General features: G+C 71.8%; 19 protein-coding genes. 11 read left to right on the top strand and 8 right to left on the bottom strand.

What is annotated here, in order from left to right; translation table 11 throughout:
* The first annotated feature begins 33 nt into the window (after positions 1–33).
* Complete coding sequence (locus tag ACRWNM_RS15010) at positions 34–1527, top strand: ATP-binding protein (RefSeq protein ID WP_431967983.1); 1494 nt, start codon at positions 34–36, stop codon at positions 1525–1527.
* Positions 1524–2222, top strand: coding sequence for a response regulator (locus tag ACRWNM_RS15005; protein ID WP_431967763.1), 699 nt, complete (start codon positions 1524–1526; stop codon positions 2220–2222). The genes ACRWNM_RS15010 and ACRWNM_RS15005 overlap by 4 nt, the downstream gene beginning before the upstream one ends.
* A gap of 193 nt (positions 2223–2415) precedes the next feature.
* On the opposite strand, the gene ACRWNM_RS15000 is transcribed toward ACRWNM_RS15005, so the two are convergent.
* From ACRWNM_RS15000 to rfbD, 3 genes are all read right to left on the bottom strand, one after another.
* Positions 2416–3495, bottom strand: coding sequence for a sugar phosphate nucleotidyltransferase (locus ACRWNM_RS15000; RefSeq protein WP_431967761.1), 1080 nt, complete (start codon positions 3493–3495; stop codon positions 2416–2418).
* 125 nt (positions 3496–3620) lie between these two features.
* Positions 3621–4526 carry a glycosyltransferase family 2 protein gene (locus ACRWNM_RS14995; RefSeq protein WP_431967759.1) on the bottom strand — a complete coding sequence of 302 codons (906 nt, stop codon included), beginning with the start codon at positions 4524–4526 and terminating at the stop codon, positions 3621–3623.
* Between the two features lie 222 nt (positions 4527–4748).
* Positions 4749–5612, bottom strand: a complete 864-nt coding sequence (gene rfbD / locus ACRWNM_RS14990; protein WP_431967757.1) for a dTDP-4-dehydrorhamnose reductase — start codon at positions 5610–5612, stop codon at positions 4749–4751.
* A 212-nt stretch (positions 5613–5824) separates the two neighbouring features.
* Here rfbD and ACRWNM_RS14985 point away from each other — a divergent pair, with 212 nt between their 5' ends.
* The 3 genes from ACRWNM_RS14985 (at position 5825) to ACRWNM_RS14975 (ending at position 9445) form a co-directional block, all read left to right on the top strand.
* Positions 5825–7255, top strand: coding sequence for an LCP family protein (locus ACRWNM_RS14985; protein WP_431967981.1), 1431 nt, complete (start codon positions 5825–5827; stop codon positions 7253–7255).
* A gap of 15 nt (positions 7256–7270) precedes the next feature.
* Positions 7271–7993, top strand: coding sequence for a TIGR03089 family protein (locus tag ACRWNM_RS14980; RefSeq protein WP_431967756.1), 723 nt, complete (start codon positions 7271–7273; stop codon positions 7991–7993).
* A 138-nt stretch (positions 7994–8131) separates the two neighbouring features.
* Positions 8132–9445 carry a cytochrome P450 gene (locus tag ACRWNM_RS14975; RefSeq protein ID WP_431967754.1) on the top strand — a complete coding sequence of 438 codons (1314 nt, stop codon included), beginning with the start codon at positions 8132–8134 and terminating at the stop codon, positions 9443–9445.
* 7 nt (positions 9446–9452) lie between these two features.
* On the opposite strand, the gene ACRWNM_RS14970 is transcribed toward ACRWNM_RS14975, so the two are convergent.
* Positions 9453–11024, bottom strand: a complete 1572-nt coding sequence (locus ACRWNM_RS14970) for a carboxylesterase/lipase family protein (RefSeq protein ID WP_431967752.1) — start codon at positions 11022–11024, stop codon at positions 9453–9455.
* A gap of 153 nt (positions 11025–11177) precedes the next feature.
* Between ACRWNM_RS14970 and ACRWNM_RS14965 the strand changes: the two genes are divergently transcribed.
* A complete protein-coding gene (locus ACRWNM_RS14965) occupies positions 11178–11402 on the top strand; it encodes an FmdB family zinc ribbon protein (RefSeq protein ID WP_357453088.1) in 225 nt (74 codons plus the stop codon).
* A 12-nt stretch (positions 11403–11414) separates the two neighbouring features.
* On the opposite strand, the gene ACRWNM_RS14960 is transcribed toward ACRWNM_RS14965, so the two are convergent.
* Genes ACRWNM_RS14960 through ACRWNM_RS14945 form a run of 4 tightly spaced genes read right to left on the bottom strand, consistent with a single transcriptional unit; the run spans position 11415 to position 15040 of the window.
* The gene (locus ACRWNM_RS14960; RefSeq protein ID WP_431967749.1) at positions 11415–11705 is read right to left on the bottom strand and encodes a SelT/SelW/SelH family protein; all 291 of its coding nucleotides are present in this window, start codon (positions 11703–11705) and stop codon (positions 11415–11417) included.
* 44 nt (positions 11706–11749) lie between these two features.
* Positions 11750–12139: a YchJ family protein gene (locus ACRWNM_RS14955; RefSeq protein ID WP_431967747.1), complete on the bottom strand. Its 390-nt coding sequence runs from the start codon at positions 12137–12139 to the stop codon at positions 11750–11752.
* 22 nt (positions 12140–12161) lie between these two features.
* Complete coding sequence (locus tag ACRWNM_RS14950) at positions 12162–12635, bottom strand: hypothetical protein (RefSeq protein WP_431967745.1); 474 nt, start codon at positions 12633–12635, stop codon at positions 12162–12164.
* Positions 12632–15040 (bottom strand): AAA family ATPase, encoded by a 2409-nt coding sequence (locus ACRWNM_RS14945; protein WP_431967743.1) that lies wholly within the window; start codon positions 15038–15040, stop codon positions 12632–12634. Before ACRWNM_RS14945 ends, ACRWNM_RS14950 begins: the two co-directional genes overlap by 4 nt.
* Positions 15041–15517: 477 nt before the next feature.
* Here ACRWNM_RS14945 and ACRWNM_RS14940 point away from each other — a divergent pair, with 477 nt between their 5' ends.
* The 5 genes from ACRWNM_RS14940 (at position 15518) to ACRWNM_RS14920 (ending at position 25702) form a co-directional block, all read left to right on the top strand.
* Positions 15518–18523 (top strand): DUF5691 domain-containing protein, encoded by a 3006-nt coding sequence (locus ACRWNM_RS14940; protein WP_431967741.1) that lies wholly within the window; start codon positions 15518–15520, stop codon positions 18521–18523.
* Positions 18520–19617, top strand: a complete 1098-nt coding sequence (locus tag ACRWNM_RS14935) for an ATP-binding protein (RefSeq protein WP_431967739.1) — start codon at positions 18520–18522, stop codon at positions 19615–19617. Before ACRWNM_RS14940 ends, ACRWNM_RS14935 begins: the two co-directional genes overlap by 4 nt.
* An 8-nt stretch (positions 19618–19625) precedes the next feature.
* The gene (locus tag ACRWNM_RS14930; protein WP_431967737.1) at positions 19626–22010 is read left to right on the top strand and encodes a DUF5682 family protein; all 2385 of its coding nucleotides are present in this window, start codon (positions 19626–19628) and stop codon (positions 22008–22010) included.
* Between the two features lie 232 nt (positions 22011–22242).
* Positions 22243–23406 carry a VWA domain-containing protein gene (locus ACRWNM_RS14925; RefSeq protein WP_431967735.1) on the top strand — a complete coding sequence of 388 codons (1164 nt, stop codon included), beginning with the start codon at positions 22243–22245 and terminating at the stop codon, positions 23404–23406.
* Positions 23407–23536: 130 nt separating this feature from the next.
* Positions 23537–25702 carry an ADP-ribosylglycohydrolase family protein gene (locus tag ACRWNM_RS14920; RefSeq protein ID WP_431967733.1) on the top strand — a complete coding sequence of 722 codons (2166 nt, stop codon included), beginning with the start codon at positions 23537–23539 and terminating at the stop codon, positions 25700–25702.
* Positions 25703–25705: the final 3 nt, after the last annotated feature.

Genomic DNA, 25705 nt, shown 5'->3' with positions numbered 1-25705 from the left:
GCTTTCGTCCTGCAACTCGTGGTGCTCGCGCTGATGATCGCCATCGCGGTGGTGCTCGCGGTGATCGACGCACGGCACACCAGCGACGTGACCACCGAACAGGAGGTCACCGACGTGGCGGTGAGCGTGGCGCACGCTCCGTCCACCCGCGCGGCGGTGCTCTCCGCCAACCCCACCGAGCAGCTGCAACCGGTGACCGAGCGAATTCGGGTGCAGACCGGAATGGACTTCATCGTGGTGATGGCGCCGGACCGGACGCGGTTCACCCACACCAACCCCGAACGCATCGGCCAGCCGTTCAGCGGCACCATCGACAAGGCGCTGGCCGGGGAGACGTTCACCGAGACGTTCACGGGCACGCTCGGACCGTCCATCCGCGCCGTGACTCCGGTGTATGACAACGACGATCGGATCGTGGCGCTGGTATCCGCGGGCGTCACGCGAGCGCGCATCGGCGATCAGGTCGCCACGCAGCTACCGAAGATCCTCGGCGTCGCGGGCGCGGGCCTTGCGGTCGCCGCGCTCGGTTCGTTCCTGTTCAGCCGCCGGTTGCGCCGCCAGACCCACGGCCTCGCGCCCGACGAACTGCGCGTCATGTACGAACACCACGACGCGGTGCTGCATTCGATCCACGAGGGCCTCGTCGTCTTCGGCGCGGGCGAGCAGGCCGAGGTCGTCAACGACGAGGCGCGGCGGCTGCTCGACCTGCCTGACGGCATCGTGCTGCGCGGCGACCTGCCGGTCTCGATGCACCACATGAGCTGGGGCGCGGTGCGCGACGAGATGCACGTGACCAACGACCGGATCCTGCTGGTCAACCAGGACGTCGTCACCTCGCAGGGCCACTCGCTCGGCACCGTCATGACCATCCGCGATCACACCGAATTGCGCCATGTGCTCGGCGAACTCGACTCGGTGCGCAGTTTCGCCGAATCGCTGCGCGCCCAAGCGCACGAGTCCGCCAACCGATTGCATACGGTGATCACCATGGTGGAGCTCGGCCGGTGTCGCGAGGCGGTCGAATTCGCGACCGCCGAACTGCGGCTCTCCCAATCGCTGATCGACCGGATGATGGGCGCAGTCGGCGATCCGGCGCTGGCCGCGCTGCTGCTCGGCAAGGTGAATCAGGCCGCCGAACGCGGTGTGGAGCTGACGATCTCGGCGGACACCGCCCTCGACGCCACCGCGCCGCTCTCCGCCCGCGAGGCGGTCACACTGGTCGGCAACCTGATCGACAACGCCATCGACGCCGCCGCGGACAGCGCGGGCGCGTGGGTGGAAGTCACAGTGCGCCAAGCAGATTCGGATCTTTTCCTGCGCGTCTCCGACAGCGGGCCCGGAATGTCGGCGCAGACGTTCGCGCGGGCGGCCGAGCGGGGGTACACCACCAAGGACGACCATCACGGGCTCGGCCTCGCGCTGGTGCACCGGGTCGTCACCAGGCACGGCGGGACGATCGACGCCCGCGAGCCGGAAAGCGCGGTGACGGTGACCATTCCGCGCGGGTCAGGAAAGGACGCATCGTGATCCGAGTGTTGATCGTGGAGGACGAGCCGCTGATCGCCGAGGCGCATCGCGCCTACGTCGAACGCATCCCGGGCTTCACCCCGATCGGTGTCGCGCACACCGGACGCGAGGCCATGCGGGCGACCGCCGCGGCCGCGGCCGAGGGCGCACCCGTCGACCTGGTGCTGATGGACATCGGCCTGCCCGACACCAGCGGCCTGGACGTCGCCGCCGCGCTCAGCGGCCTGGCGCCGAGTCCGGACGTCATCGCCATCACCTCGGCTCGCGACTTGGCCATGGTGCGTACCGCCGTCGCCAGCGGCGTGGTCCTCTACCTGTTGAAGCCGTTCACGTTCGCCGCGTTCGCCGACAAGCTGGAGCGCTACCGGGAGTTCCGCACCGCGCTGCCCGCGGGCGAGTCCGCGCTGACCCAGCTCGACATCGACCGTGCCCTCAGCGCCCTGCGCACCCCCGACCAGCGCGCCAACACCCCGAAAGGCGTTGCCCCGCAGACACTCGAGGAGATCTCCCGGATCGTGCGCGGCGCCGAGGACGGCATCACCGCCGCCGACACCGCGACCAGCATCGGCGTCTCCCGCATCACCGCATGGCGCTACCTGGAGAAGCTCGCCGACGACGGCCTCGTCGTCCGCCGCTCCGACTACGGCCGCGCGGGCCGCCCCAAAACCCGCTACGTCTGGAAACGCTCCGACTGAACGCTGCGCCGTCCAGACACACCGCAGCCTCGGTGGCCCCGCAGTCCGCGCACAGACTGGTCTGCGCTGCGCTGCGTGCACAAGGTCCAGGCGATGTGGCCAGTACCCTCGGCGGCCTCACACAGCGTGCATACGCCTCACAACGGAGGTGCCGCTGTGAGGCGCTTGGCTGGTCTGTGCGAACGGATTGCCGTCAGACGTCGGTGGAGAAGCGGATGCCGCCGTCCGGAATCTCGACGCCGGGCCAGACGCGGGCGCCGCGCAGGAGTTCGCAGCGGGCGCCGACGTTCGCGCCGTCGCCGATGACGCCGTCGCGGACCAGGGCACGGGGACCGATACGGGCGCCGAAGCCGATGATGGAGCGTTCGACGGTCGCGCCCGCTTCGACGATGGCGCCGTCGAAGATCACCGCGCCGTCGAGGCGAGCGCCCGCGCCGATCTCCGCGCCGCGGCCGACGACGGTGCCGCCGATGAGGAGCGCGCCGGGTGCGACGCCCGCGCCGGGGTGGACCAGCGATTCGCCGCGCTGGCCCGGCAGCGCGGGCGAGGGGGCGATGCCGCGGACCAGATCGGCCGAGCCGCGCACGAAGTCCTCGGGGGTGCCCATGTCACGCCAGTACGACGAGTCGACGTGGCCCTGCACCCGCGCGCCCTCGGCGAGCAGCGCGGGGAAAACCTCGCGCTCCACCGACACCGGACGCCCGGAGGGGATCTTCTCGATGTATTCGCGGCGGAAGACGTAACAGCCCGCGTTGATCTGATCGGTCGGCGGATCCTGGGTCTTCTCCAGGAACGCGGTGACCCGGCCGTTCTCGTCGGTGGGTACGCAGCCGAACGCGCGCGGATCGGAGACGCGTACCAGGTGCAGCGTCACGTCGGCGTTGGTCGCCTCGTGGGTGTCCAGGATCGCGCCGAGATCGGTGCCGCCGAGCACGTCACCGTTGAACACCATGACGTTGTCGGCGCGCAGCTTGGGCAGCACGTTGCGGATGCCGCCGCCGGTGCCGAGCGGCTCGGTCTCGGTGACGTACTCGAGCTCCAGGCCGAGCTCGGCGCCGTCGCCGAAGTGCTCCTCGAACACCTCCGCCTTGAAGGAGGTGCCGAGCACGACGTGGGAGATCCCGGCCTCGGCGATGCGCGCGAGCAGGTGGGTGAGAAACGGCAGGCCCGCTGTCGGCAGCATCGGCTTGGGTGCCGAGAGGGTCAGCGGGCGCAACCGCGTGCCCTGGCCGCCGACCAGAATCACGGCGTCGGTGCCTGGATGTCCTGCCATCAAAGTTCCCCTGTTCACAGTGGATCGTTCCGAGCCGGGCACCGGTCCGAGGCGACCGCTTTCCCGCGGCCGTCACCGTGGCAGCTACGCCCGGTGGCCGCGGTCCGCGCTCGTCGGCCGTGCTCCTACGCCTGTCGGCCGCGCTCCCGGGCCAACTCACGCAGCGCAGATCGAACCGCAATCCGGGAGCGAATCGCAAGTCCGGCGCGCAACGCGAGCCGCAGCGGGGCCTGCCACCAGTGCGGATGCCGGTCGGCTTGGAAGCGGTACGCGCTGGCGTGATGCGCGGGCAGCATCACCTCGGGGTGGCGCCCCGCGGCGTGGCCCTTGGCGTGGGTGACCTCGGCCGTGGGCACGAACACATTGTGCCAGCCTGCCTTGCCCATGCGGTCGCCGAAGTCGACGTCCTCCATGTACATGAAGTAGCGGGAGTCGAAGCCCTCGATCGAGTCGAAGGCGGCGCGGCGCACCAGCAGGCACGAGCCGGACAGCCAGCCGACGTTGCGCTCGGAGATCTCCTCGTTCTCCTGCCGGTAGCGGCGGGTCCACGGGTTGCCCGGCCAGACGGTGCCGAGGATGGCGTGGCCCGCCCCGTCCAGCAGGCCGGGCACCGACCGCGCCGACGGGTACACGCTGCCGTCCGGCTCGAGCACCATGGGCCCGAGCGCGCCCGCCCTCGGCCAGCGCTCGGCGGCCTCGAGCAGCTTGTCGATGGAGTCGGAGCCCCAGCGGACGTCGGGATTCGCGATGACGACGAATTCGATGCTCGGGTCGATCTCGGCCACGGCGCGATTGATCGCGCCGCCGTATCCGATGTTGCCGCCGGTGCGCAGCAGCCGCACGTGCGAGTTGGCCTCGGCCACCAGCTCGGGCACGCCGTCGACCGACCCGTTGTCGGCCAGGATCACCTGCGGTTTCTCGCTGGTGGCGTGGGCGAGGGTTGTGATGAAGTGCTCGAGGTGCTCGCCGGGTGAATAAGTCACCGTGACGACGGCAAGGCCACCCGGGGCCGTGGAATCGGAAGCGCTCACGACTCCGCCTCGCTGACGCTCGGCTGCGTCGTGCGCGCAGGCGCGCTGTGTCGATGGTTCACTCGCTTACGCTCACTCACGACCCGAAAGCCTAGTCGGAACGACGTGACCGCGCGTCCTCCGGTGCGAACCCGGCCCCAGACCGATCGGTCTTCCACCGCTCGCGGGGACGCCGCGACGCGGTGATCGAAAAGGCCACGGGCCAACCGTTTCTCACCGGATTCAGGCCCGTACCGCGCGCAGCGCGTCGTGCAGCGCGCTGCGCCAGTCCCGCAGCGGCGCAAGACCGGCCGTCACCCAGGACCGGTCCGACAGCACCGAATAGGACGGGCGCCGAGCCGGTCTCGGGAACGCCGTGGAATCGCATCGGCGCACGCGCTCCGGATCGGCGCCGATCTCCTCGAACACCGCCCTCGCCAGGTCGAACCAGCTCGCCACGCCGGCGTTGGTCGCGTGCAGCAGCCGCGGTGCGCCGGGCCGCGCGACGAGCTCGAGCAGGCCCGCGGCGAGATCGGCGGCGTAGGTCGGCGACCCGATCTGGTCGTCCACCACGTCGACGGTCTCGCGCTCGCGTTCCAGGCGCAGCATGGTCGCCACGAAATCGTTGTCGCGCCCGGTATACACCCAGGCCGTTCGCACGACGTGCGCGTGCGGAGCCGAATCCAGCACGGCCCGTTCCCCCGCGAGCTTGGATCGCCCGTACACGGTGGCCGGACCGGTGGGGTCGTCCGTGTCGTACGGCGCGCGCTGGGTACCCGGGAAGACATAGTCGGTGGAGAGATGGATGAGCCGGGCATCGGCGCGCGCGCAGGCGGCGGCGAGCACGGCCGGGCCGGTCTCGTTGCCCGCGAACGCGGCATCGGGTTCCGACTCGGCCTTGTCCACCGCGGTGTAGGCGGCGCAGTTGAGCACCACGTCACCGGGGGCGATCACGGCGCGCACGGCGTCGGCGTCGGTGATGTCGAGGTCGGCGCGGCGGTAACCGCGGGCGTTCGGGGCCAGGCGCAACAACTCCCTGCCGACTTGGCCCGCGGCCCCGATGACGACGAGACGTGCGGTGGCGGCGGGCGGTACGGCGGCGGTCACGGGCGCAAGTCTGGCACGCCGTGACACCTGCGGGTACGGCCGCGCGGGGTAACCGTTGGTTAGCCTTGAGCGGCGTCTTCCGGGGGCGGGCGGACGCGGGGGCGGTCGGGGTGCATACAGGGGCTTGTCGAGAGGATGCGCAGTTGCAGCGGAGGAGGACACCGGTGCGGTCGCGACTCGCCGGCGCGGACACCGGCGCCGATTCGTGGGGCCTGCTGCACGCCTTCGTCGCCGCCGTGGCGGCCGTGGTGCTGGTCATCACCGGCTTCGCCTGGCACAGCGTCGATTCGCTGATCGCCAACATCGAGCGCATCGGCGACCTCGGTCTCGGCGGCGGCCGCGACGGCGCGGTCGACATCCTGCTGGTCGGGGTGGACAGTCGCACCGACGCGCACGGCAATCCGCTCACCAACGCCGAACGGGCCATGCTGCACGCGGGCGACGAGGTGGGCACCAACACCGACACCATCGTGCTGGTCCGGGTGCCCAACGACGGCCGGTCCGCGACCGCCATCTCGCTGCCCCGCGACTCCTACGTCGACATTCCCGGCATCGGCACGGGCAAGATCAATTCGGCGTACGGCGTAACCAAGGAGGCAGAGCGAGAGAAGCTGATCGAGCAGGGCGTCCCGGAGGCCGAGGCCGAACGGCAGTCCACCAAGGCGGGGCGGCAGGCGCTGATCAAGACCGTCGCCACTCTCACCGGCATCACCGTCGACCACTACGCCGAGGTCAGCCTGCTCGGTTTCGTGCTGCTCACCGACGCGGTCGGCGGCGTCGAGGTGTGCCTGAACAACCCGGTCGACGAGTGGATGTCGGGCGCGGAATTCCCGGCGGGCCGCCAGCGGCTGGACGGGCCCCGGGCGCTGAGCTTCGTGCGTCAGCGCCACGACCTGCAGCGCGGCGACCTGGACCGGATCGTGCGCCAGCAGGTGTTCATGGCCCAGCTGGTCGGTCAGATGCTCAGCGCGAAGATGCTCGCCAATCCGGCGCGCCTGAGCCACCTCAGCGAGGCGGTGGGACGCACCGTGGTGCTCGACGAGGACTGGGACGTGGTGGCCTTCCTCCAGCAGCTCCAGGATCTCTCCGGCGGTCAGGTGCAGTTCGAGACCATCCCGGTGACCGATCTCAACGGCACGACCAGCGACGGCGAGTCGGTGGTGCGGGTGGATCCCAAGGCGGTCAAGTCCTATGTGGCCTCGCTGGTCGGCGAGCAGGCCGAGGCCGAGGAGGTCTCGGCGCCCGCGGCGGACCCGGCGACGGTCACCGTGAACGTGCTCAACGCGGGCGGCGTCGGCGGGCTGGCGGCTCAAGTGTCGCAAGCCTTGGCGGCCAAGGGTTTCCAGGCGGGCCGGGTGGGCAACTATTCCGGTGGGAGTGTCACCGGCAGCCGGGTGCTCGCGGCGGACACCGCGGATCCGAAGGCCAAGGCTGTCGCCGAAGCCCTCGGCAAGCTCACGGTGGTCGCGGACCCGTCGATGTCGCCGGACTCGGTGAGCGTCGTGCTGGCGAGCGACTATTCTGGGCCGGGCTCGGCCGCGAGCACCATGTTCGACCTCTCCGGAACGTCGACATCCGCGACGCCGGTTCCGCCCGCCCCACCGATCGACGCAGGCCAGAATGGACCGAAATGCGTGAACTGAATCGTGAAGCCACTGATGCGTGACAAGAACCAGGCACTGACTCTCACCGAGGCGGTGCTCGACCCGATCCTCGCCCGCGAACCCGCGGGCCCGCGTGTCACCTACTACGACGACGCCACCGGCGCCCGGATCGAGCTGTCCGGGCTGACGGTGGCGAACTGGGCCGCCAAGACGGCCAACCTGCTCCGGGACGAATTCGGCCTGAGCCCCGGCGCGCGAGTCGCGGTGCTGCTCCCCGCGCACTGGCAGACCGCCGCCGTGCTGCTGGGCTGCTGGTGGGCGGGCACCGAGGTGGTGCTGAGTCCCGATCCCGACGCCGACCTGGCGCTGGTGACGGCCGACCGCATCGATGACGCCGACGGCGTCGCCGAGGTCGCCGCGCTGTCGCTGGATCCGCTCGGCGCTCCGATCAGGGACCTGCCGGTCGGCATCACCGATTTCGCCACCGCGGTGCGCGTGCACGGCGACCAGTTCTTCCCGCGCGGCGCGGGCGTCGCGCTGGACGGCATGCCGGTCGCCGAGGTGCTCGCCGCCGCGCGGAAGTCGGCCATGCGCCAAGGTTTCGCGGAGGGCGACCGGGTGCTGTCGAGCGCACCGTGGGAGACCCCCGACGAACTGATCAACGGTTTCGTCGCCGTCCTCGCCGCGGGCGCCTCCCTCGTCCAGGTCGTCAACCCCGACCCCGACCAGCGCCAGCGCCGCATCGAATCCGAACGCGTCACCGCACAGGTCGGCTGACGTCGCGGTCGTCGCCGTCGGGCGGCGCGGGAGCGTTCTCCTACTCCGGTAGGAGAACGCATCCGACCGGAGGACGTTCCAGAACTGGGGCGAAGTCCGTACGGTGGAGGTATCGCACAACGATGGGGTTGGTGGGATATGAAGCCGCAGTATTGGGTTCGTTGGTTGTCGCAGCAAGGCTTGCCGAGGCTGGTCTTGCGTACCCGGGCGCGCCGTGGTGATCCGTTCGCGCGGCTGATGGGCGGGCCGGACGGGATCGCCGATCCGTATCCGCTGATCGAGGAGATGCGCGGGCGCGGCAGGATCATGCGCACCTCGCTGTCCTGGGCCACCTTCGACCACGAGCTGTGCCGAACCATTCTGCGGGACACCCGCTTCGGTGTGCGCAACACCGAGAGCTTCGACATCCCCAAACCCATGCAACTGCTCGCGGACCGCTCGCCGATGCCGCCCAACCCGGTCGAGCCGCCCTCCATGCTGGTGATCGATCCGCCCGACCACACGGCCATGCGCAAGCCCGTGGCCTCGGCGTTCACCCCGCGCGCCATCGCCAAACTGCGTGAGCGGGTCGAGACGGTCACCGAGGAGCTGCTCGACGCGCTGCCGTCCGGCGGATCCGCGGACCTGGTCGCCTCGTTCGCCTCCCAGGTGCCGATCGCGATCATCTCCGAAATGCTCGGCTTCCCCGATGCGGATCGCGCCCGCTTCCTCGCCTGGGGCGACCAGCTGACCCCGCTGCTCGATGTCGGCATCCCATGGCGCGCGCACCTCCGCGCCATGAAGGCGATGGAGGTGATGAACGACTACTTCGACGGTCACATCGCCCGGCTGCGCCGCGAACCCGGCGACGACATCATGAGCACCCTGGTCACCGCGGGCGACCTGGACGACTACGCGCTGAAGGCCACCGCGAGCCTGCTGATGGGCGCGGGTTTCGAGACCACGGTCAACCTCATCGGCAACGGCGTCGTGCAGCTGCTCACCCACCCCGACCAGCTGGACCGGCTGCGCGCCGAACCGGAGCTGTGGCCGAACGCGATCGAGGAAGTGCTGCGCATCGACTCCCCGGTGCAGACCACCGCGCGCACGGCGCTGACCGACATCGAGCTCGACGGCCAGCAGCTGCGCAAGGGCCACACCGTGGTGTTGTCGCTGGCGGGCGCCAACCGCGACCCGAAGACTTTCTCCGAACCGGACCGCTTCGACGTGGCCCGCCCGAACGCCAAGGATCACCTCTCCTTCAGCAACGGCATCCACGCGTGCCTCGGCGCGAGCCTGGCCCGCATGGAAGGCGTCTACGCGCTGCGCGCGCTGTTCGAGCGGTTCCCCGATCTGCGCCTGGACGGCCCGCCGCAGCGCAGGGAGCTGTTCACGCTGCACGGCTACGAGCGCATGCCCGTGCGCCTCGGCCGTCGCGCGGAGGCCGAGGCGCCCGAACCCAGCTCGGTCTGAACCCGGCTCAGCTGAAGCCGACGGCTTGGTCGCCCCACGCGGTGTGCTGGTCGCGGTCGGGATTGTCGACGACGCGGTCGGCGGCGTCGATGAGCAACGTGGTGCGCGTCGACGACCGGTAGGGCGGCCAGTGCTTGGAACCGTCCAGCGCGGCGGGCACGCCGTGCCTGGCGAAGGCCAGCCAGCGGCGCATCATCCGCCCGGACACCTCCGTCGCCTGCTTGCGACCGCCGAGCCAGAACGTGGGGTCGTGGTTGAAGGTGCCGAAATTGCCGAAAACATACGGCAATTCGGTGGCGTGCCCGGCGCCGACGCGGGCCGCGCGCAGCATCGGGGTGGCGTGGTCGAAGCGGTAGGCCCAGGTCATCGAATGGGCCGCGTGCGCGTCGGCCACCCAGTGCGCGGGCATCCGGAACGCCGCGTCGGTGGACATGGCCAGCGCGCCGCGGGTCTTGGCCAGATCGGGGTAGGCCGAGGTGATCTCGGCGATCCGCTCGGCCGACAGACCCGGATGGTTGGCCGCCGCGTCGCGCAGCATGATGTTCACTGCGTCCGGCGTGACCGGCATGATCGGCGAGCGGAACAGCCGGAACAGCGAGGCCTCGTCCTTGTTCGTGCCGACGATGAGCGGCACCTGATGGGAACGGCCCCGTTGGAACAGGTCGATCGGATAACCCGGTAGCAGGTCACCGTCCACCACCGGCGCCGCGGCCAGACGCCCCGGCTCCTTGAGCGGAATCTCGTCGAACAGCACCCCGGCCACCTGCACCACCCGTTCGATGGGCAAGTCGATCAGGTCGAGGGCCTGCGTCGGGGACATCTCCAGCAGCTCCAGGTAGCGCCGCGCCACGATCGCGGCGCGCTCCTGGCCGAAGACAGTTGTGGCGGGCGGGCTCTGGGCGATGGCGCGGTGGAACAGCCCCGCCGCCCGCGGCGCGGTGAGCAGGGCCGTCACGCATCCGGCGCCGGAGGACTCGCCGAACAAGGTGACGTTGTCCGGATCGCCGCCGAACCGCGCGATGTTGTCGCGCACCCACTCGAGCGCCGCGAGTTGATCGTGCAGTCCGAGATTCGGCGTGAACCCGCGGAACAGCGAGGACAGGTCGAGGAATCCCAGCGCGCCGAGCCGGTAGTTGACGCCGACCACGACGACGTCGCCGGTCTCGGCGAGCTTGCGACCGTCGTAGATGCGCTGGGCCGCGGTGCCGAGGCAGTAGGCGCCGCCGTGCAGCCAGACCATGACCGGACGCGGCTCCTGCTCGTGACTGCTGGGCGCCCAGACGTTCAGCCAGAGACAGTCCTCGCCCATCCGCAGTTCCGAATCGACCGGCACCATGGCGCCCATCGTCTGCGGGGCGATCGCGCCGAACGTCAGGCAGTCACGCACGCCGTCCCACGGCTCCGGCGGGGTCGGCGGCCGGAAACGCCGCGTCCCGGTGACCGGCGCGCCATAGGGAATGCCGCGCCATGCGGCGATCGGTCCGTCCAGGAATCCGCGCACCCGGCCGGAAGTGGTCTGGACTATGGGCCCGGCGCCGTCCGCATCCCAGTCCCGTTCGATCTCGAACCGAGTGCTCATCGTCCCGCACCTCCTGCCCGCGACCCATCGGTGCGCTGAGGGTTTGCCACACCCCGGGTCCGCACGTCGTGATCTCTTTTCGAGAGTACGTGCGATTTCGCGGGCGCCACCGGTAGGACGCATCAACCGTGATCAGGGCGCTACCCTTGGCCGGTGCCGAACTACAGCTTCCGCTGCCGCAGCTGCGGTGACACCTTCGAGGTGAACCGCCCCATGGCCCAGTCGTCGGACCCGGCCGCCTGCCCGCAGGGCCACGACGACACGGTGAAATTGCTGACCACGTTCGCCACCGTCGGCCGTGGTGGCGGCGGCGCACCGCAGGCTCCGACGCCCCCGCCGAGCGGTGGCGGCTGCTGCGGCGGCGGTTGCTGCGGCTGACCCGCCCGCGGCTCAGTCGGTGCGCTCGCCCTCGCGCCGGTCGGCGTGGCCGAGGTCACGGTCCGGCGCGACCCGGTCGCGCACCCGCTGCTTGAGCACGGCGATGTCGGGAAACCCGCCGTCGGCCTTGCGCTCCCACACCTGATCGCCGTCGACGGTGATCCGGAACACCCCGCCCGTGCCCGGGATCAGCGCGACCTCGCCCAGTTCGGTGGCGAAGGTGCTCAGCAGTTCCTGCGCCATCCAGCTCGCCCGCAGCAGCCAGCGGCATTGGGTGCAGTACTCGATCGCGACACGTGGCATAGCAGTCGACGCTACCGAAGCACGGCCACGAGCGCGCTCCGTGCTCACGGCTCGACGACACCGTCGAGGTAGACCCACGCGCCGTTCTCCCGCACGAACCGGCTGACCTCGTGCATCGAGCCGCGTCCGCCCTCGGCGCGGTAGTGCGCGACGAACTCCACGGTCCCCGTGTCGTCGAACGGCCCGCCACGCTCGGTGCGCACGATCTCGAGGAACATCCACCGCTGGTCGGAATCCAGCTCGAGCCGCCGCGGTCTGGTCCGCGAATGCCAGGACCGCCGCAAATAATCGACGTCGCCGACGGCGAACGCGGTGTAGCGCGACCGCATCAACGCCTCCGCCGTCGCCGCGGGCCGCACGCCCGACAGCGCCGGACCGCAACACTCCCCGAACGACTCCCCGCGACGACACGGACACGGCTGCGACTCATCCATGCCCGGATTCTCCCCCGCCCGGTCACTCCGGGACGATCTCGGTGCGCACCCACACCGAATCCCCGCGGCCGACCCTGGCCAGCACGCCCGCGACGGCGGCGGTCTGCTCGCGCCAGCGCCGCAGTTCGGTGACGCTCGGCGCGAGTTCGTAATCGTGATGGTGAGCGGCCCGGGAGAGCGCCGCCCACACCGCGGCCACCTGCGCGCCGGTCTCCGGTCCGGCGTAGACGCGCAGCGCGAGCAGTTGGGCGCGCATCGGGCAACGCACCAGCTCCGGCGCGAGGCGCACCCACAATTCGTCCACCGCCTGTTCGAGGGCCAGCCGCAGAATCCAGGCCGTCGCCCGCGACCACACCCCGCCCGCCGCGGTCACCTCGCCGTCCAGCAGCCGGTCCACCGCGTCGAGCCGCTCGGCGACCGTCGGGCGCGGCGCATTCTGCTTGGCTCCGCGCGGCCGGCCGGGCGGACGACGCCGCGGTCCGCGCGACCCGGTCACCGGCCCATCCAGGCGATGAACCGCTCGGTGTTCGCGATCAGCTCCCGCATGCCGCGATCGATGGGCACGTGCGCGCCCGCCGTCACGTCGCGCAACGCGCCGACCAGCCATCTGCCTTCTCGCGCAAGGTGTTTGTTGAGGTTGTCGACGTTGTACTGCACGCCCATCACCGCAAGCGCCACCATCGCCCTCGTGGTCTGCGCGCCCTCGATGTGCCGCTCCACCTCGCGATGGTTCATGCCGCGCGCCAGCAGCTCGCGCCGCGCCCTGGCCAGGCTGGCCGCCTCCACCGCCGACCGGCAGCAGGTCGCGACGAGCTCGTCCGCGATCGCCTCCGGTAGCTGCGGGGTACGCACCAGCGACCGCGCGTCGTCCAGGTAGCGCCGCACCGGATCGCTCGACGTGCGCACCTCGATCACGGACCGTTCGCGCCGCTGCACCTCCAGCACGCAGGCATCCAGCTGCATCCGGCGCACCGCCTCGGCCAACCGCTCGTCGTGGGTGAACACCACGACCTGCCGCGTCCACGCGACGAACGCGAGCACCCTGGCCAGCCCGTCCACCTTCGCCGGGTCCATGGCCTGCACCGGGTCGTCGATCATCACGAAGCGAAACGGGCTCTCCTCCACCGTCGCCCGCGGCAGGAACAGCGAGAGGCCGAGCGCGTGCAGCTCGCCCTGGCTCATCACGCCGAGCGCCGCGCCGTCCACCTCGTCGACGGTGACGTCGAGCAGCACCCGGCGCGCGGTGCCCGCGTTGCCCTGCAAGCGAATCGCGCCGAGTTCCACATTGCTCTGCTGGCGCAGGGTGCGCCAGACCCAGCGCGCGGTGGTCTCCAACGGGGCCATGCGCTCGTCGCGCAGACCCGCCGTCGCCGATTTCAGCCAATCCTCGGCGCGTTTCAGTGTGCGCAGCTCGCCCGCCCGCAGGGCCGCTTCGCGCGCACCCTCCAGCCAGGCGGCGATCCGCGGCACCAGCGGGGCCCACACCTCGTCGAGCCGGTCGAGCTCCTTGCGGGTGCCCTGCTGGACCAGCTCGAGCTCGTCGACGAGCCGAGTGTGCGCCCAGCGCAACCGATCCGGCAGTTCCTGGGAGTACTCCGCGTGGCTCAGCGCGGCCCACTCCATCCAGGCCGCGCGCACCGCGGTGGTGTCGACGGTGGGCGGATTGCGCGGATCGAAGTCCAGTTCGGGCGGTACGTGGTCGGGCAGCGCCCGCGCGGCGCGCACCGCGTTGCGTAGCTCGTCACGGGCGGTGGTGAGCGCGTCGACCCGGGCGCTCAGCCGCGCGATCGAGGCGTCCGCGCCGCGGGCCCACTCCGCGTCCAGCCTGCCCCGCCCACAGACCGGACAGGCGCAATCCCCGTTCGCCGCAGCGTGTTCGCGGGCGCGGCGCAGCAGTTCCAGTACCCGCAGGTCGGCCTCGGCGTCGGCGGTGGAATCCCGCGCCAGTGCGGCCGCGCAGGACTCCAGCCGGGTGGCGACCGCGTCCACTTGGGCCTCGGTGGGCAGCGCGAGCCGCACGATGGCGCGCAGGCCCGCCGGGCCGTCGCCGCCGTCGGCGCCGCCCAGCATGTCGCGGCCGACCGCGGTGAGGTCGGGTTGCGCGGGGCGCAGCAGGGTGGCCATTCGTACCGCGCGGTCGTCGGCCAGCGTCTCCATGGCCGCGAGCAGGTCGAGCCGCTCCTGCCGGGAATCCCGTGCGGCGCGCTCCAATTCGAGCCTGCGCGCGCGAATCCGTTCCTGCGCCAGGGTGAGTTCGTCGAGGCCGAGCAGCTGGTGCAGCGCGTCGAACAGGTCGCTCGGCTTGCCGTCGACCAGGGTGCCCAGCTCGCTGTAGGACAGGAACGGGCGGTACAGCTCGAGCACCGATGCCCACCGTCCCGCGTCGAAATCCGCCGGTGCGCCGTCCTTGCGCCGCTCGGTCCAGCGCGCCTCGGTGAGTTCGTCCTTCGGCGACCACTCCTTGGCGATGGTCAGCTCCGGATCGGCTCCGCCGGTGAGCAACTCCAGTTCGATGCGGGCGATATCGCCGTCGTGCAGGTTGCGCCAGCCCTCGCGCCACGCGGCCGAGCGGCCCTCCCAGCGGCGGTTGCCGCCGGTCAGCGCCAGTTCGGCGGCCTCGGCGAAGCTGGACTTGCCGCTGCCGTTGCGCCCGACCACCAGGGTCAGGCCAGGGCCGGGCGGCACGCGCAACGTCACCTCGGGGCCGATGCCGCGGAAGCCGCGCACTCGGATCGCGCGCAGGAAGATGCCGGAGTCGTCGAATTCGGTTGCCCGGAGGCGGGAATCGATGGCGCCCAGCGCGCGCAGAACGGCATGCGCCACGTCGGGAGTGACCGCCGGGTCCTCGTTCAACCGTCGCGCGACCACGTCGGTCAGGCGCGGTACGGTCTCCGCCGTCATGTCGACCGCGGGCTCCGGGCACACGTTGAAACCCCCTACACACCGCACCGCGGCGCGCCCCTCCCGACATTCGCGCGCGGTGTCACCGTCGAAAGCTGAGCGAAACGCTACCCGATCGAGCCGCATCCGCCCACCGGCGGTGGACGAGAGGAAGGAGATGCGAACCTGCCCGCGGGGATGGATATGGCCATCGAGCCGGCTGGGCCGCGACTCGATGTCCACCCCTCGGCCCAACCCCGGCGGGCAGCTCGATGGTGTCTCACCCGGTGTGGGTGGCCCGGTCGGAGCCGAACAGAACAGGATGCCAGACAACAGAATTCGGCGCAAGACGAAGCGGTGCGCGAATCCGTCGCCCGCACAGCGTTTTCGGGCTGAAAGCCGTGGGTACCTGCGGAGCTGTCGGTGGGCTGGGGTAGAAATCCGAACAAGAGGATCAGGGGAGACGAGAATGACGCACGGACGTTCGGACGCCACCCGATGAACGCACCGTGGCCCGAGGAACGGGTCGGCGCGCTCGCGCCGGACGCGAGCTCGCTCGCGGCGGCGCGTGGCCTCGCGGACCGCTGGCGCGAGACCGGGTACCGCGACGAGGCCGTGTGGGGCCGGTGCCGGGGCAGCGGTCCCGAGCCGTACGCGACGATCGTCGATCTCTCCGGCCCCGCGTATACGTGCACCTGCCCGAGCCGCAAGTCGCCGTGCAAACACGCGCTCTCGCTGCTGCTGCACTGGTCCCAGGGCGCTGTCGCGCCGTCGGCCGAGGTCGCGGAGTTCGCGGCGGAATGGCTGGCCGCCCGCGCGGCCCGCCCCGCGACGCCAGCGACGGCGCGCACGGCCAACCCCGCCACCGCGGAGCAGCGGCGAGTGCGCGTCACCGCCGGACTGGAGGAACTCGACATCTGGCTCGGCGACCAGGTGCGCACCGGCCTCGCCCAGGCCGATCGCTCCTACCACGCGTTCGAGGCGATCGCCGCGCGCATGGTGGACGCGCAGGCCCCCGGCGTCGCGGGCGCACTACGCAGGCTGCCGCTGATCATGGCGACCCGCGCCGACTGGCCAGAACCGGTGCTGCGCGAATACGCCAGGCTGCACCTGTTGGTGGCGGCGCACCGCCGCATCGACGACCTGCCGCCCGCGCTGCGCGCCAGCGTCCGCACCCACGTCGGCTATCCCAGCCCGGCCGAATCGGTGCGCGCCGAACCGGCCGTCCGCGATCAGTGGATGACCCTCGGCGTGCGCAGCACCGAGGACGAGCGGCTCTACACCCGCCGCACCTGGCTCTACGGCCGCCGGACGCACCGTTGGGCGCTGCTCGTCGACCACGCCTTCGGCGCACCCGCCTTTCCGGCCACCGCGCCCGTCCTCGGGAGCATGGCCGAAGCGGACCTGCACTACTACCCAGGCGCGGCGCCCCTGCGCGCGCTCTGGGGCGAGCGCCACGGAATCGACGAACCCTTCACCACCCTGCCCGCGGCCCCGACGGCCGCCGCCCCCACAGCGAAAGAGGTGGCCACATCCCTGGCCCCGACTGTCGCGGCGAAAGAGGCGGCCGCATCCCTCGACACCGCTCGCATCGGCGAACGAGACTCCCGTGCGCGTGCCGCAGCGATCGGGACGAAAGGCAGCCGTTCCGGAGCGGCAGGCGGCGCCGTCCGCGAGGCGCTCGAGGCGCACGCTACGGCGCTTGGCGCCGACCCGTGGGTGCGGTCGTGGCCGGTGCTGCTGCGCGACGTGGTTCCGGTGATCACGGACGCGGGCTGGCGGGTGGTCGACGCGCAGGGCGCGGCGCTGCCGCTGGCCCCTGCGGAACAACCGTGGACGGTCTCTGCGGTCTCCGGCGGGCATCCCGTCACGGTGCTGGGCGAGTGGACGGCGGATGGACTCGTCCCACTCTCGGCGTTCGCGGTGGGCGAGATGATCGACGTGGAGAGCGAGCCCGCGCCGCACCGGGACTCCCCCGCGCCGAGCGCCGAGACCGACGACCTGATCTCGACGGCGCTGCTCGGCACCGCCCGCCGAGCCTTCGACCCCGCCCTGCTGCCCGCGCCCGCCGCAGCCGTCGCCGCTCGCCTGCGCACCGACCCGGCCTTTCTACTTCTCGAATCCGCCGCGCTACGAGACACTTTCGCGCGCGGCGGGGTCGCACCGCGGGATGCCGCCGCGCCACCGCCCGCGCCCGACGACGATCGCGCGCTGCTGCCCCGCGCCGCCGCGCGGCGACTGGCCGACCTGCTGCGCGACCGGTCCCGTTTCCTGCCCGAATGGTTCGCGGCCGCCGAACCGCACGATTTCCGCGCGCCCGATGCGCTGGCCGCAGAGCTGTTGGACGCGGCGAGCGCGCAGTCCGCACTGCGCGAACCGCTGCTTCGGCTGGCGGGCGCACGCGGCCGATGGCTCGCGCAGTGGCATCCGGAATGGCGGGAACTGCTGTCGGAGTTCGTCTTCGACACCGAAGCCGACGAGATCTGGCGCTACGGCGCCGCACCGCAACGACGCGCCTGGCTCGCCCGGCTGCGCGCCCGCGACGCCGACGCCGCGCGGGCCGCCCTGGCCGCCACCTGGGGCACGGAAACCGGCCAGGCCAGGGCCGAGCTGCTCGCGGTCCTCGGCGACGGCATCGCGGCGGCCGACGAGCCGCTGCTGGAGACGGCGTTGGACGACCGCCGCGCCGAGGTGCGCCGGACCGCCGCCGGACTGCTCGCGCTGCTTCCCGATTCGTCCTTCGCACACCGCATGCTGCGCCGCGCGGCCGACTGGATCGTCGTCGAGGCCGACGGGGCGGCGCTGCGGATCGCGTTGCCCGACCCGCTCGACGCCGACGTGCGCCGCGACGGCATCACCGATCGCGCCGTCGAATTCAGCTACCGCTGGAACGGAGTCCCCGACGTCACCGCGGGCCGCCTGCGCCAGCTGGTCGCCGCGACGCCGCTGCGGCACTGGACGGCCGTGCTCGGCGCACCCGAGCGAGCGGTGCGCGTCACGGTGGACGAGCGGTTCCGCCAGCCGCTGTTCGACGGCTGGGTGGATGCCGCACTGGCGCAACGGGATCCGTCTTGGGCCGCGGCGCTGTTCGCCAACGGCGTGCCCTCCGACACCGCGCTGCTGCGCCGCCGCGAGCTGTTCGCCTTACTGCCGGTGGACGAGCGCGTCCGGCACCTGCTTCGCCTCGACGGCGCCTGGCTCTCCGAGCTGGAGGCGCTGCTGCCCGCCGTGCCGCACCCGTGGCCGCAGCCCATGGCGCAACACGTGATCCTGCTGCTGTTCGAACGCGCCAGGATCGCCGCCCAGCGCGCGGGCGGGCACGGAACGGGCCCCGCCGCGCACCGATCCCTGCTCACCGCGGCATCGGTGCACCTGCCCGTCGACGCGGCGGCCGCCGTCGCCACGATCGCCCAGCGCTGCGACGATGTGGCCTGGGCCCGCGCCTTCGACCAGCTCGCCACCGACCTCACCCACCGCTCGGACATGCTCGAGGAGTTGCCGTGACCAGCACCGACGCCAGCGCCCTGCTGCGCCCGCACGCCGAACAGGCCTACGCCGAGGAATTGCGCGCGCTGGCCGCCGCCGACGACCGCCCGCGCCCGCCCTCCTGGCGGCTCTCGCCCTGGGCGGTGGTCACCTATCTGCTCGGCGGCACGCTCGATGACGGCACCGTGATCACCCCGAAGTACGTCGGCCCGCGCCGCCTCATCGAGGTCGCGGTCGCCACCCTGGCCACCGATCGCGCGCTGCTGTTGCTCGGCGTGCCCGGCACCGCCAAAACCTGGGTTTCCGAACATCTCTCGGCCGCCATCTCCGGTTCGTCCACGCTGCTGGTGCAGGGCACCTCGGGCACCGCGGAAGAGGCCATCCGCTACGGCTGGAACTACGCCAGGCTGCTCGCGGAGGGCCCGAGCGAGGCCGCCCTTGTGCCCTCGCCGGTGCTGACCGCGATGCGCACCGGCGCGCTGGCCAGGATCGAGGAACTCACCCGCATCCCGTCCGATGTGCAGGACGCGCTGATCACCGTGCTGTCCGAGAAGACCCTGCCGATACCGGAACTCGGCCGCGAGGTGCAGGCGGCCAAGGGCTTCAACGTGATCGCCACCGCCAACGACCGCGACCGCGGCGTGCACGAGCTGTCCTCCGCGCTGCGCCGCCGCTTCAACACGGTGGTGCTGCCGCTGCCCGCCGACGAGGAGGACGAGGTGGCCATCGTGACCCGCCGGGTCGCTCAGCTCGGCGCGGCGCTGGAACTGCCCGAGGTGCCCGCGGCCGCGGCGGAGGTGCGCCGCGTGGTGCGGGTCTTCCGCGAATTGCGTTCCGGCATGACGGCCGACAACCGCACCAAGCTCAAGTCGCCGTCCGGAACGCTGTCCACCGCGGAGGCGATCTCGGTGCTGACCAACGGGATCGCGCTGTCCGCGCACTTCGGCGACGGGGTGCTGCGCGCCGGCGACATCGCGGGCGCGCTGCTCGGCGCGGTGGTCAAGGACCCGGTGGCCGATGCCGCGGTGTGGACGGAGTACCTGGAAGCCGTTGTCCGCGAACGTCCCGACTGGGCCGACTTCTACCGGGCGTGCCGCGAGGTCACCGGCTAGGGATTGCGATGCACGTACCGGAGAACGATCGCACAGCGGGCGAGAGCGGCACACCTGGTGCCGGAATCCGTCCGCCCGACACGGTGACGCGCGTGTTCGGCATCCGGCACCACGGCCCCGGCTCGGCCCGCTCGCTCCGCTTGGCGCTGGAAGACTTCCAGCCCGACACCATCCTCATCGAGGGCCCCGCCGACGCCGATCCCCTGGTCGGGTTCGTCACCGCCGAGGGCATGGCCCCGCCGGTGGCGCTGCTCGCCTATGTACCCGATCAGCCCGCGCGGGCGGCGTTCTGGCCCTACGCGGTGTTCTCGCCGGAATGGCAGGCGCTCCGCTACGCCGCCGAATACGAAGTCCCCGTGCGCTTCTGCGACCTGCCGGGCAGCGCGGTGCTGGCCGCCGAGGCGGAGCCAGGCGACAGCGTCGACCCGCTGGCCCATCTCGCGGCCGCCGCCGGCTATGACGACGCCGAACGCTGGTGGGACGCGGTCGTCGAATCCAGCACCGACATCGACGTTTTCGACGCGCTCACCGAAGCGATGGCCGCGTTGCGCGAGACGCCCGCCACGGACCCGGACGAACAACCACGCCTGGACCCATCGCCGACGGACGACCTGCTGCCGGATCTCGAAACCCTCGGACCCGACTTCGAATTCGGCCGAACCGATTCGCCGTCGATCGCGCGCCGCCGTCGCCCCACCCCGGCCATCATCGACGCGCACACCCTGCGCCGTGAGGCCTACATGCGCCAGACCATGCGCAAGGCGCTCAAGGGCGGATCGCGTCGCCTAGCCGTGGTGTGCGGCGCTTGGCACGCACCCGCACTCGCGGGCAAGCTCGGTCCCGCCGCGCCGGATGCCCGGCTGCTCAAGGGCATGCCGAAGGTGAAGGCCACCGTCACCTGGGTGCCCTACACCCATTCCCGCCTCGCCGCGTCCTCCGGCTACGGCGCGGGCGTCGACTCGCCCGGCTGGTACCACCACCTGTTCACCGCCGCCGATCAGCCGATCGCGCGCTGGCTCACCAAGGTCGCCGGAGTGCTGCGGGCGCACGATCTCCCGGTATCCAGCGCGCACGTCATCGAGGCCATCCGGCTCGCCGAAACCCTTGCGGCGCTGCGGCGGCGACCGCTGGCCGGGCTCTCCGAGGTCACCGAGGCGGTGCGCTCGGTGATGTGCGGCGGCGACGAGACCATGGTGCACGTGGTGACCACCGAGCTGGTCGTCGGCGAAGCGCTCGGCGCGGTGCCGGAGAACGCGCCGACGGTGCCGCTCGACGCCGACCTGCGCGCCAGGGTGCGCAGGCTGCGGATGAGGCTGGAGCCCACGGCGCGCACCGTCGATCTCGATCTGCGCAAGGAGCGCGAGCTGGAGCGGTCGCGGTTGTTGCACCGGCTGCGCCTGCTCGGCGTCGAATGGGGCGCGCCGACCACCGGGGAGGTGCGCAGCACCGGCACCTTCCGTGAGACCTGGACGCTGCGCTGGCGCCCGGAGTTCGCGGTCGCCGTCATCGAGGCCTCGCGCTGGGGCACCACGCTGCGCACCGCCGCCGAGGCCAAGATCCTCGACACCGCGCAGCGGCCGGACCGCACCCTCGGCGATCTCGCGGGCGCGCTGGAGCTGGCCCTGCTCGCCGATCTCGGCGGCGCGACCGCAGGACTGATCGCCCGGCTGGAGAGCGTCGCGGCGCTCGACCACGACGTCACCCACCTGCTCGCGGCGCTGCCCGGCCTGATCAGAACGCTGCGCTACGGCGACGTGCGCGGCACCGATACCAAGGCGCTCGCGCACGTGGCCGACGGGCTGCTCGTCCGCATCGCCGCGGGTCTCCCCGGCGCGGTGACCGGACTGGACGCCGACGCCGCCGCCGAGCTGCGCACCCAGCTGGACGCCGCGCACCTGGCGATCCACACCCGCGACGACACGTGGGCCACCGAGAACTGGCTGGCCGCGCTGGGCAAGCTGGCCGACCGCGAGGACGTGCACGGCGCGCTCGTCGGCCGGGCGGTGCGGCTGCTCAGCGACGCGGGCATCATCGACGACACCGATTCCGGCCGCCGCCTGTCGGCCGCGCTGTCGGTCGGGGCGACCCCGGCCTCGAAGGCCGCGTGGATCGACGGCTTCCTCGGCGGCCGCGGTCTGCTGCTCGTACACGACCGAGAGTTGTTGCGGCGCATCGACGACTGGCTGCGCGGACTGGACGACGACCAGTTCCTGGAGACGCTGCCGGTGCTGCGCCGCACCTTCGGCGCCTTCGAATCCGGCGAACGCCGCGCCATCGGCCGCGCGGTCGGCGACGCCGCACGAACCTCGACGGCGGAGCAAGCGGGCGTGGACGTCGAACGCGGCCGCCGCGCCATGCGGACCGTCGCCGAGATTCTAGGAGTCGCAGGATGATCCCGCACCCGCCGCGCCATGAGACCACCGCCACCGTGCAGCCACGCACGACGAATACAGCCGGATCGTGCCCGCCGTCGCCGAGATACCCGTCGCCGCGCCACGACACGGCTTCTACTGAGCGACCGTGCACCACAAACGCGGCCGGGGGTTGCGCGCCGTCACCGAACTCCCTCCGGCACAAGCCGATCCGCACCGCGATCCACTCCGTCCGTCGGCGAGGAGCCGCACTATGAGCCTGCCCGACGAAAACCTCTCCCGCCGTTGGCGTCTGGTCCTCGGCGCGGCGGCCGAACCCGAGCTCGGCGGGCTCGGCGGCGGGGACGACGTCGCCGTCGACCGCGCGCTCGGCGCTCTCTACAACACCGGCGACGAGCCCACCTCGGGGAAGCGGTCCGGCAGCCTCGGCGGCTCGGCGCCGCGGGTGGCGCGCTGGCTCGGCGACATCCGCACCTACTTCCCGTCCAGCGTGGTCGAGGTGATGCAGCGCGACGCCATCGACCGCCTGCAACTCACCGAACTGCTGCTCGAGCCCGAACTGCTCGCCGCCGTCGAGCCCGACGTGCACCTGGTCGGCACGCTGCTGAGCCTCAACCGGGTGATGCCCGAGACGACCAAGGCCACCGCGCGCACCGTGGTCGAACGGGTGGTGCGCGAGATCGAGCAGCGCATCGCCACCCACACCCGCACGGCCGTCTCCGGCGCGTTGAACCGGGCCGCGCGGATCAGCAGGCCGCGGGCGCGAGACATCGACTGGGACCGCACGATTCGCAAGAACCTGGCGAACTATCTGCCCGAGCACCGCACGGTCGTCCCGGAGCGGTTGGTCGGCTACGGCCGCAACACCCAGACGGTGCGCCGCGACGTCGTGCTCGCCATCGACCAGTCGGGGTCGATGGCGGCGAGCGTCGTGTACGCCTCGGTGTTCGGCGCGGTGCTCGCGTCGATGCGGGCGTTGCGCACGTCGCTGGTGGTGTTCGACACCGAGGTAGTCGACCTCACCGACCTGCTCTCCGACCCGGTCGACGTACTGTTCGGCACCCAACTCGGCGGCGGCACCGACATCAACCGGGCGCTCGCCTACTGCCAGACGCTGATCGCCCGTCCCGCCGACACACTCTTCGTCCTCATCTCCGATCTCTACGAGGGCGGCATCCGCGCGGAGATGCTGCGCCGGGTGCACGCCATGAAGGACGCGGGCACGCAGGTGCTGGTGCTGCTCGCGCTCTCCGACGACGGCGCACCGGCTTTCGACCACGACAACGCCGCCGCCCTCGCGGCGCTGGGCGTTCCGGCCTTCGCCTGCACGCCCGACCGCTTTCCCGACCTGCTCGCGGTGGCGTTGGATCGCGGTGACGTCCAGTCCTGGGCGGATGTGAACGCCGGAAGGCCGTGAGACCGTTCCAGGCCCTGTCTCGAAGTCCGGCCGGATGCATCCGTGATCTGGGCCGCGGAGGCGCCGGATGGGACGTCGAGACAGGGCCTAGACTCGCGACCGAGTCTCGGCACGCTGGAGGGGAGCACGCATGTTGCGCCGTGGTGAGGTGTTCGCCGGCTACGTGATCGAGCGCGAACTCGGGCGCGGCGGCATGGGAGCGGTGTACGCGGCGCGCCATCCCCGGCTGCCGAAGACGACCGCGCTGAAGCTGCTGCACCGGGAGATGTTCGACGACGAGGAGATCCGGCGGCGGTTCGAGCGGGAGGCGGATCTGGTCGCGCAGCTGGACCATCCGAACATCATCACCGTCTACGACCGCGGCATCGAGGACGAGCGGCTGTGGATCTCGATGCAATACGTGGACGGCCACGACAGCGCCGCGGTGCCGCCGAGCGCGATGTCACCGCAGCGTGCCGCGCAGATCGTCGTACAGACCGCGGGCGCACTGGATTACGCGCACGCGCGCAGCGTGCTGCACCGGGACGTCAAGCCCGCCAACATCCTGCTGTCCCGCTCGGCGGGCGTCGGCGCGGGCTTCGACGAGCGCGTGCTGCTGACCGACTTCGGCATCGCCAAACTGCTCGACGACACCGCCGGGCTCACCCGCACCGGGAATCTGACCGCGACCCTCGCCTACGCCGCACCCGAACAACTGACCAACGGACCGCTCGACCATCGCTGCGATCAGTACGCGCTGGCCTGCACGCTGTTCCGATTGCTCACCGGCGCAGGACCTTACGACGGCCCGAACCTGCCCGCGGTGCTCTACGGGCACATGCACGGTCCGATCCCGTCGCCGCGTGCGACCCGGCCGGAACTGCCCGCGGGACTGGACGCGGTGCTCGCCAGGGCGATGGCCAAGGACCCGAACGACCGGTTCGACTCGTGCGGCGAATTCGCCGAGGCCGTCGTTCGCGCCCTGCGTGACCGAAGTTCCACCGCCGCACCGGAATCTGCCGCCCAGCCTGTATCGGGCCCGTCTGCCCGTCCGGCGCCCGCGCGACCGGCGCCGGGCCCGGCCACCCTCGCGCCGACCGAGCCGCCCGCGCGGTCCACAACGCCACCGGCCGTGACCATGCACGCGACCGCGTATCGCAGACAGCTGCACACCCAGGACGACGTGGTGCACGGCTGCCTGCTCGGCTCGGCCATCGGCGACGCTCTCGGCGCACCGGTGGAAAACATGCTGCTGCACCATATTCGGCAGCGCTACGGTCTGCGCGGCGTCACCGGCTCGCCGGACACCTACGAGGGCAGGATCTCCGAGGAGACCCAGCTGACGCTGTTCACGGTGGAGGCCCTCGTGAAGGGCTCGGTGCGGGCACGGGCGCGCGGCATCGGCGGCGCGACGCTGGGCATGATGCAGCAGGGTTTCCTGGTGTGGTTGCAGGGTCAGGGCGTCAGCATTCCCGAGCAGAAGGTCCCCCCGCACAGCGCGCTGGCCGCGCATCCGGAGTTGATGGGGCATCGCGGCACCACGCACGCCGCCATCACCGCGCTCCAGAAAGCGGCGGCGCGACGCGAACCCGCGCGTCCGCTGGGCACGAGGACCGAGCCGATCAACAATTCCAAGGGCTGCGCCGCGGCCGTGCGCGCGGTGCCCTGCGGCTTCGGCTACGCCGTGGACCGCGCGGGCGACGCCCTCGAGCACGTCTTCGAATTGGGTTGCGACGCCGCAGCGCTCACGCACGGACATCCCAGCGGCTGGCTGCCCGCCGGTGCGGTGGCCGCGCTGATCTACCTGCTCGGCCGCGGCGCGGAACTCGACGACGCCCTCGACCGGGTCCGCGCCGAACTGGCCCGCCACGACCACCACGAGGAGACCTCGACGGCGCTCACCGCGGCCGTCGACCTGGCCGCCGCCACGGCGCGCCGGACGCAGACCATGCCGCAGCCGGAGGACTTCGACGCCCTCGGCCGCGGCTGGATCGCGCCGGAAGCGCTCGGCATCGCGGTGTACGCGGCGCTGTGCGCGCAGGCCGTCGGCGGGACGCCGGAGAACATCTTCCGCGACGGAGTCCTGTTGGCCGTCAACCATTCCGGCGACAGCGACTCCACGGGCGCACTGTGCGGCAGCATCCTCGGCGCCCGCCACGGCCGCGCCGCCATCCCCGACCACTGGCGTACCGCGCTGGACGCCGCGCCCGTCATCGAGCGGTTGGCGGCCGACTACTGCACCGAATTCGGACCGAACCCGCCGCGCGACACGCACGGCGAGCCCCCGTTCGATTGGTACACCCGCTATCCGGGATAGCGG

The organism is Nocardia sp. bgisy134 (assembly GCF_965341865.1).
Taxonomy (GTDB): Bacteria; Actinomycetota; Actinomycetes; order Mycobacteriales; family Mycobacteriaceae; genus Nocardia.
Note: the sequence above shows the minus strand (reverse complement) of the source record. Positions and strands in the feature narration are given on the sequence as shown.

Excerpts from the sequence above, each read along its gene's own strand:
- ACRWNM_RS14960 (WP_431967749.1), bottom strand. The coding sequence starts at position 11,705 with ATGCCACGTGTCGCGATCGAGTACTGCACCCAATGCCGCTGGCTGCTG.
- ACRWNM_RS14920 (WP_431967733.1), top strand. The coding sequence starts at position 23,537 with ATGTTGCGCCGTGGTGAGGTGTTCGCCGGCTACGTGATCGAGCGCGAA.
- ACRWNM_RS14940 (WP_431967741.1), top strand. The coding sequence starts at position 15,518 with ATGAACGCACCGTGGCCCGAGGAACGGGTCGGCGCGCTCGCGCCGGAC.
- ACRWNM_RS14980 (WP_431967756.1), top strand. The coding sequence starts at position 7,271 with ATGCGTGACAAGAACCAGGCACTGACTCTCACCGAGGCGGTGCTCGAC.
- ACRWNM_RS14975 (WP_431967754.1), top strand. The coding sequence starts at position 8,132 with ATGAAGCCGCAGTATTGGGTTCGTTGGTTGTCGCAGCAAGGCTTGCCG.
- ACRWNM_RS14945 (WP_431967743.1), bottom strand. The coding sequence starts at position 15,040 with ATGACGGCGGAGACCGTACCGCGCCTGACCGACGTGGTCGCGCGACGG.
- ACRWNM_RS14970 (WP_431967752.1), bottom strand. The coding sequence starts at position 11,024 with ATGAGCACTCGGTTCGAGATCGAACGGGACTGGGATGCGGACGGCGCC.
- ACRWNM_RS14925 (WP_431967735.1), top strand. The coding sequence starts at position 22,243 with ATGAGCCTGCCCGACGAAAACCTCTCCCGCCGTTGGCGTCTGGTCCTC.
- ACRWNM_RS15000 (WP_431967761.1), bottom strand. The coding sequence starts at position 3,495 with ATGGCAGGACATCCAGGCACCGACGCCGTGATTCTGGTCGGCGGCCAG.
- ACRWNM_RS14930 (WP_431967737.1), top strand. The coding sequence starts at position 19,626 with ATGCACGTACCGGAGAACGATCGCACAGCGGGCGAGAGCGGCACACCT.
- ACRWNM_RS15010 (WP_431967983.1), top strand. The coding sequence starts at position 34 with ATGATCGCCATCGCGGTGGTGCTCGCGGTGATCGACGCACGGCACACC.
- ACRWNM_RS14955 (WP_431967747.1), bottom strand. The coding sequence starts at position 12,139 with ATGGATGAGTCGCAGCCGTGTCCGTGTCGTCGCGGGGAGTCGTTCGGG.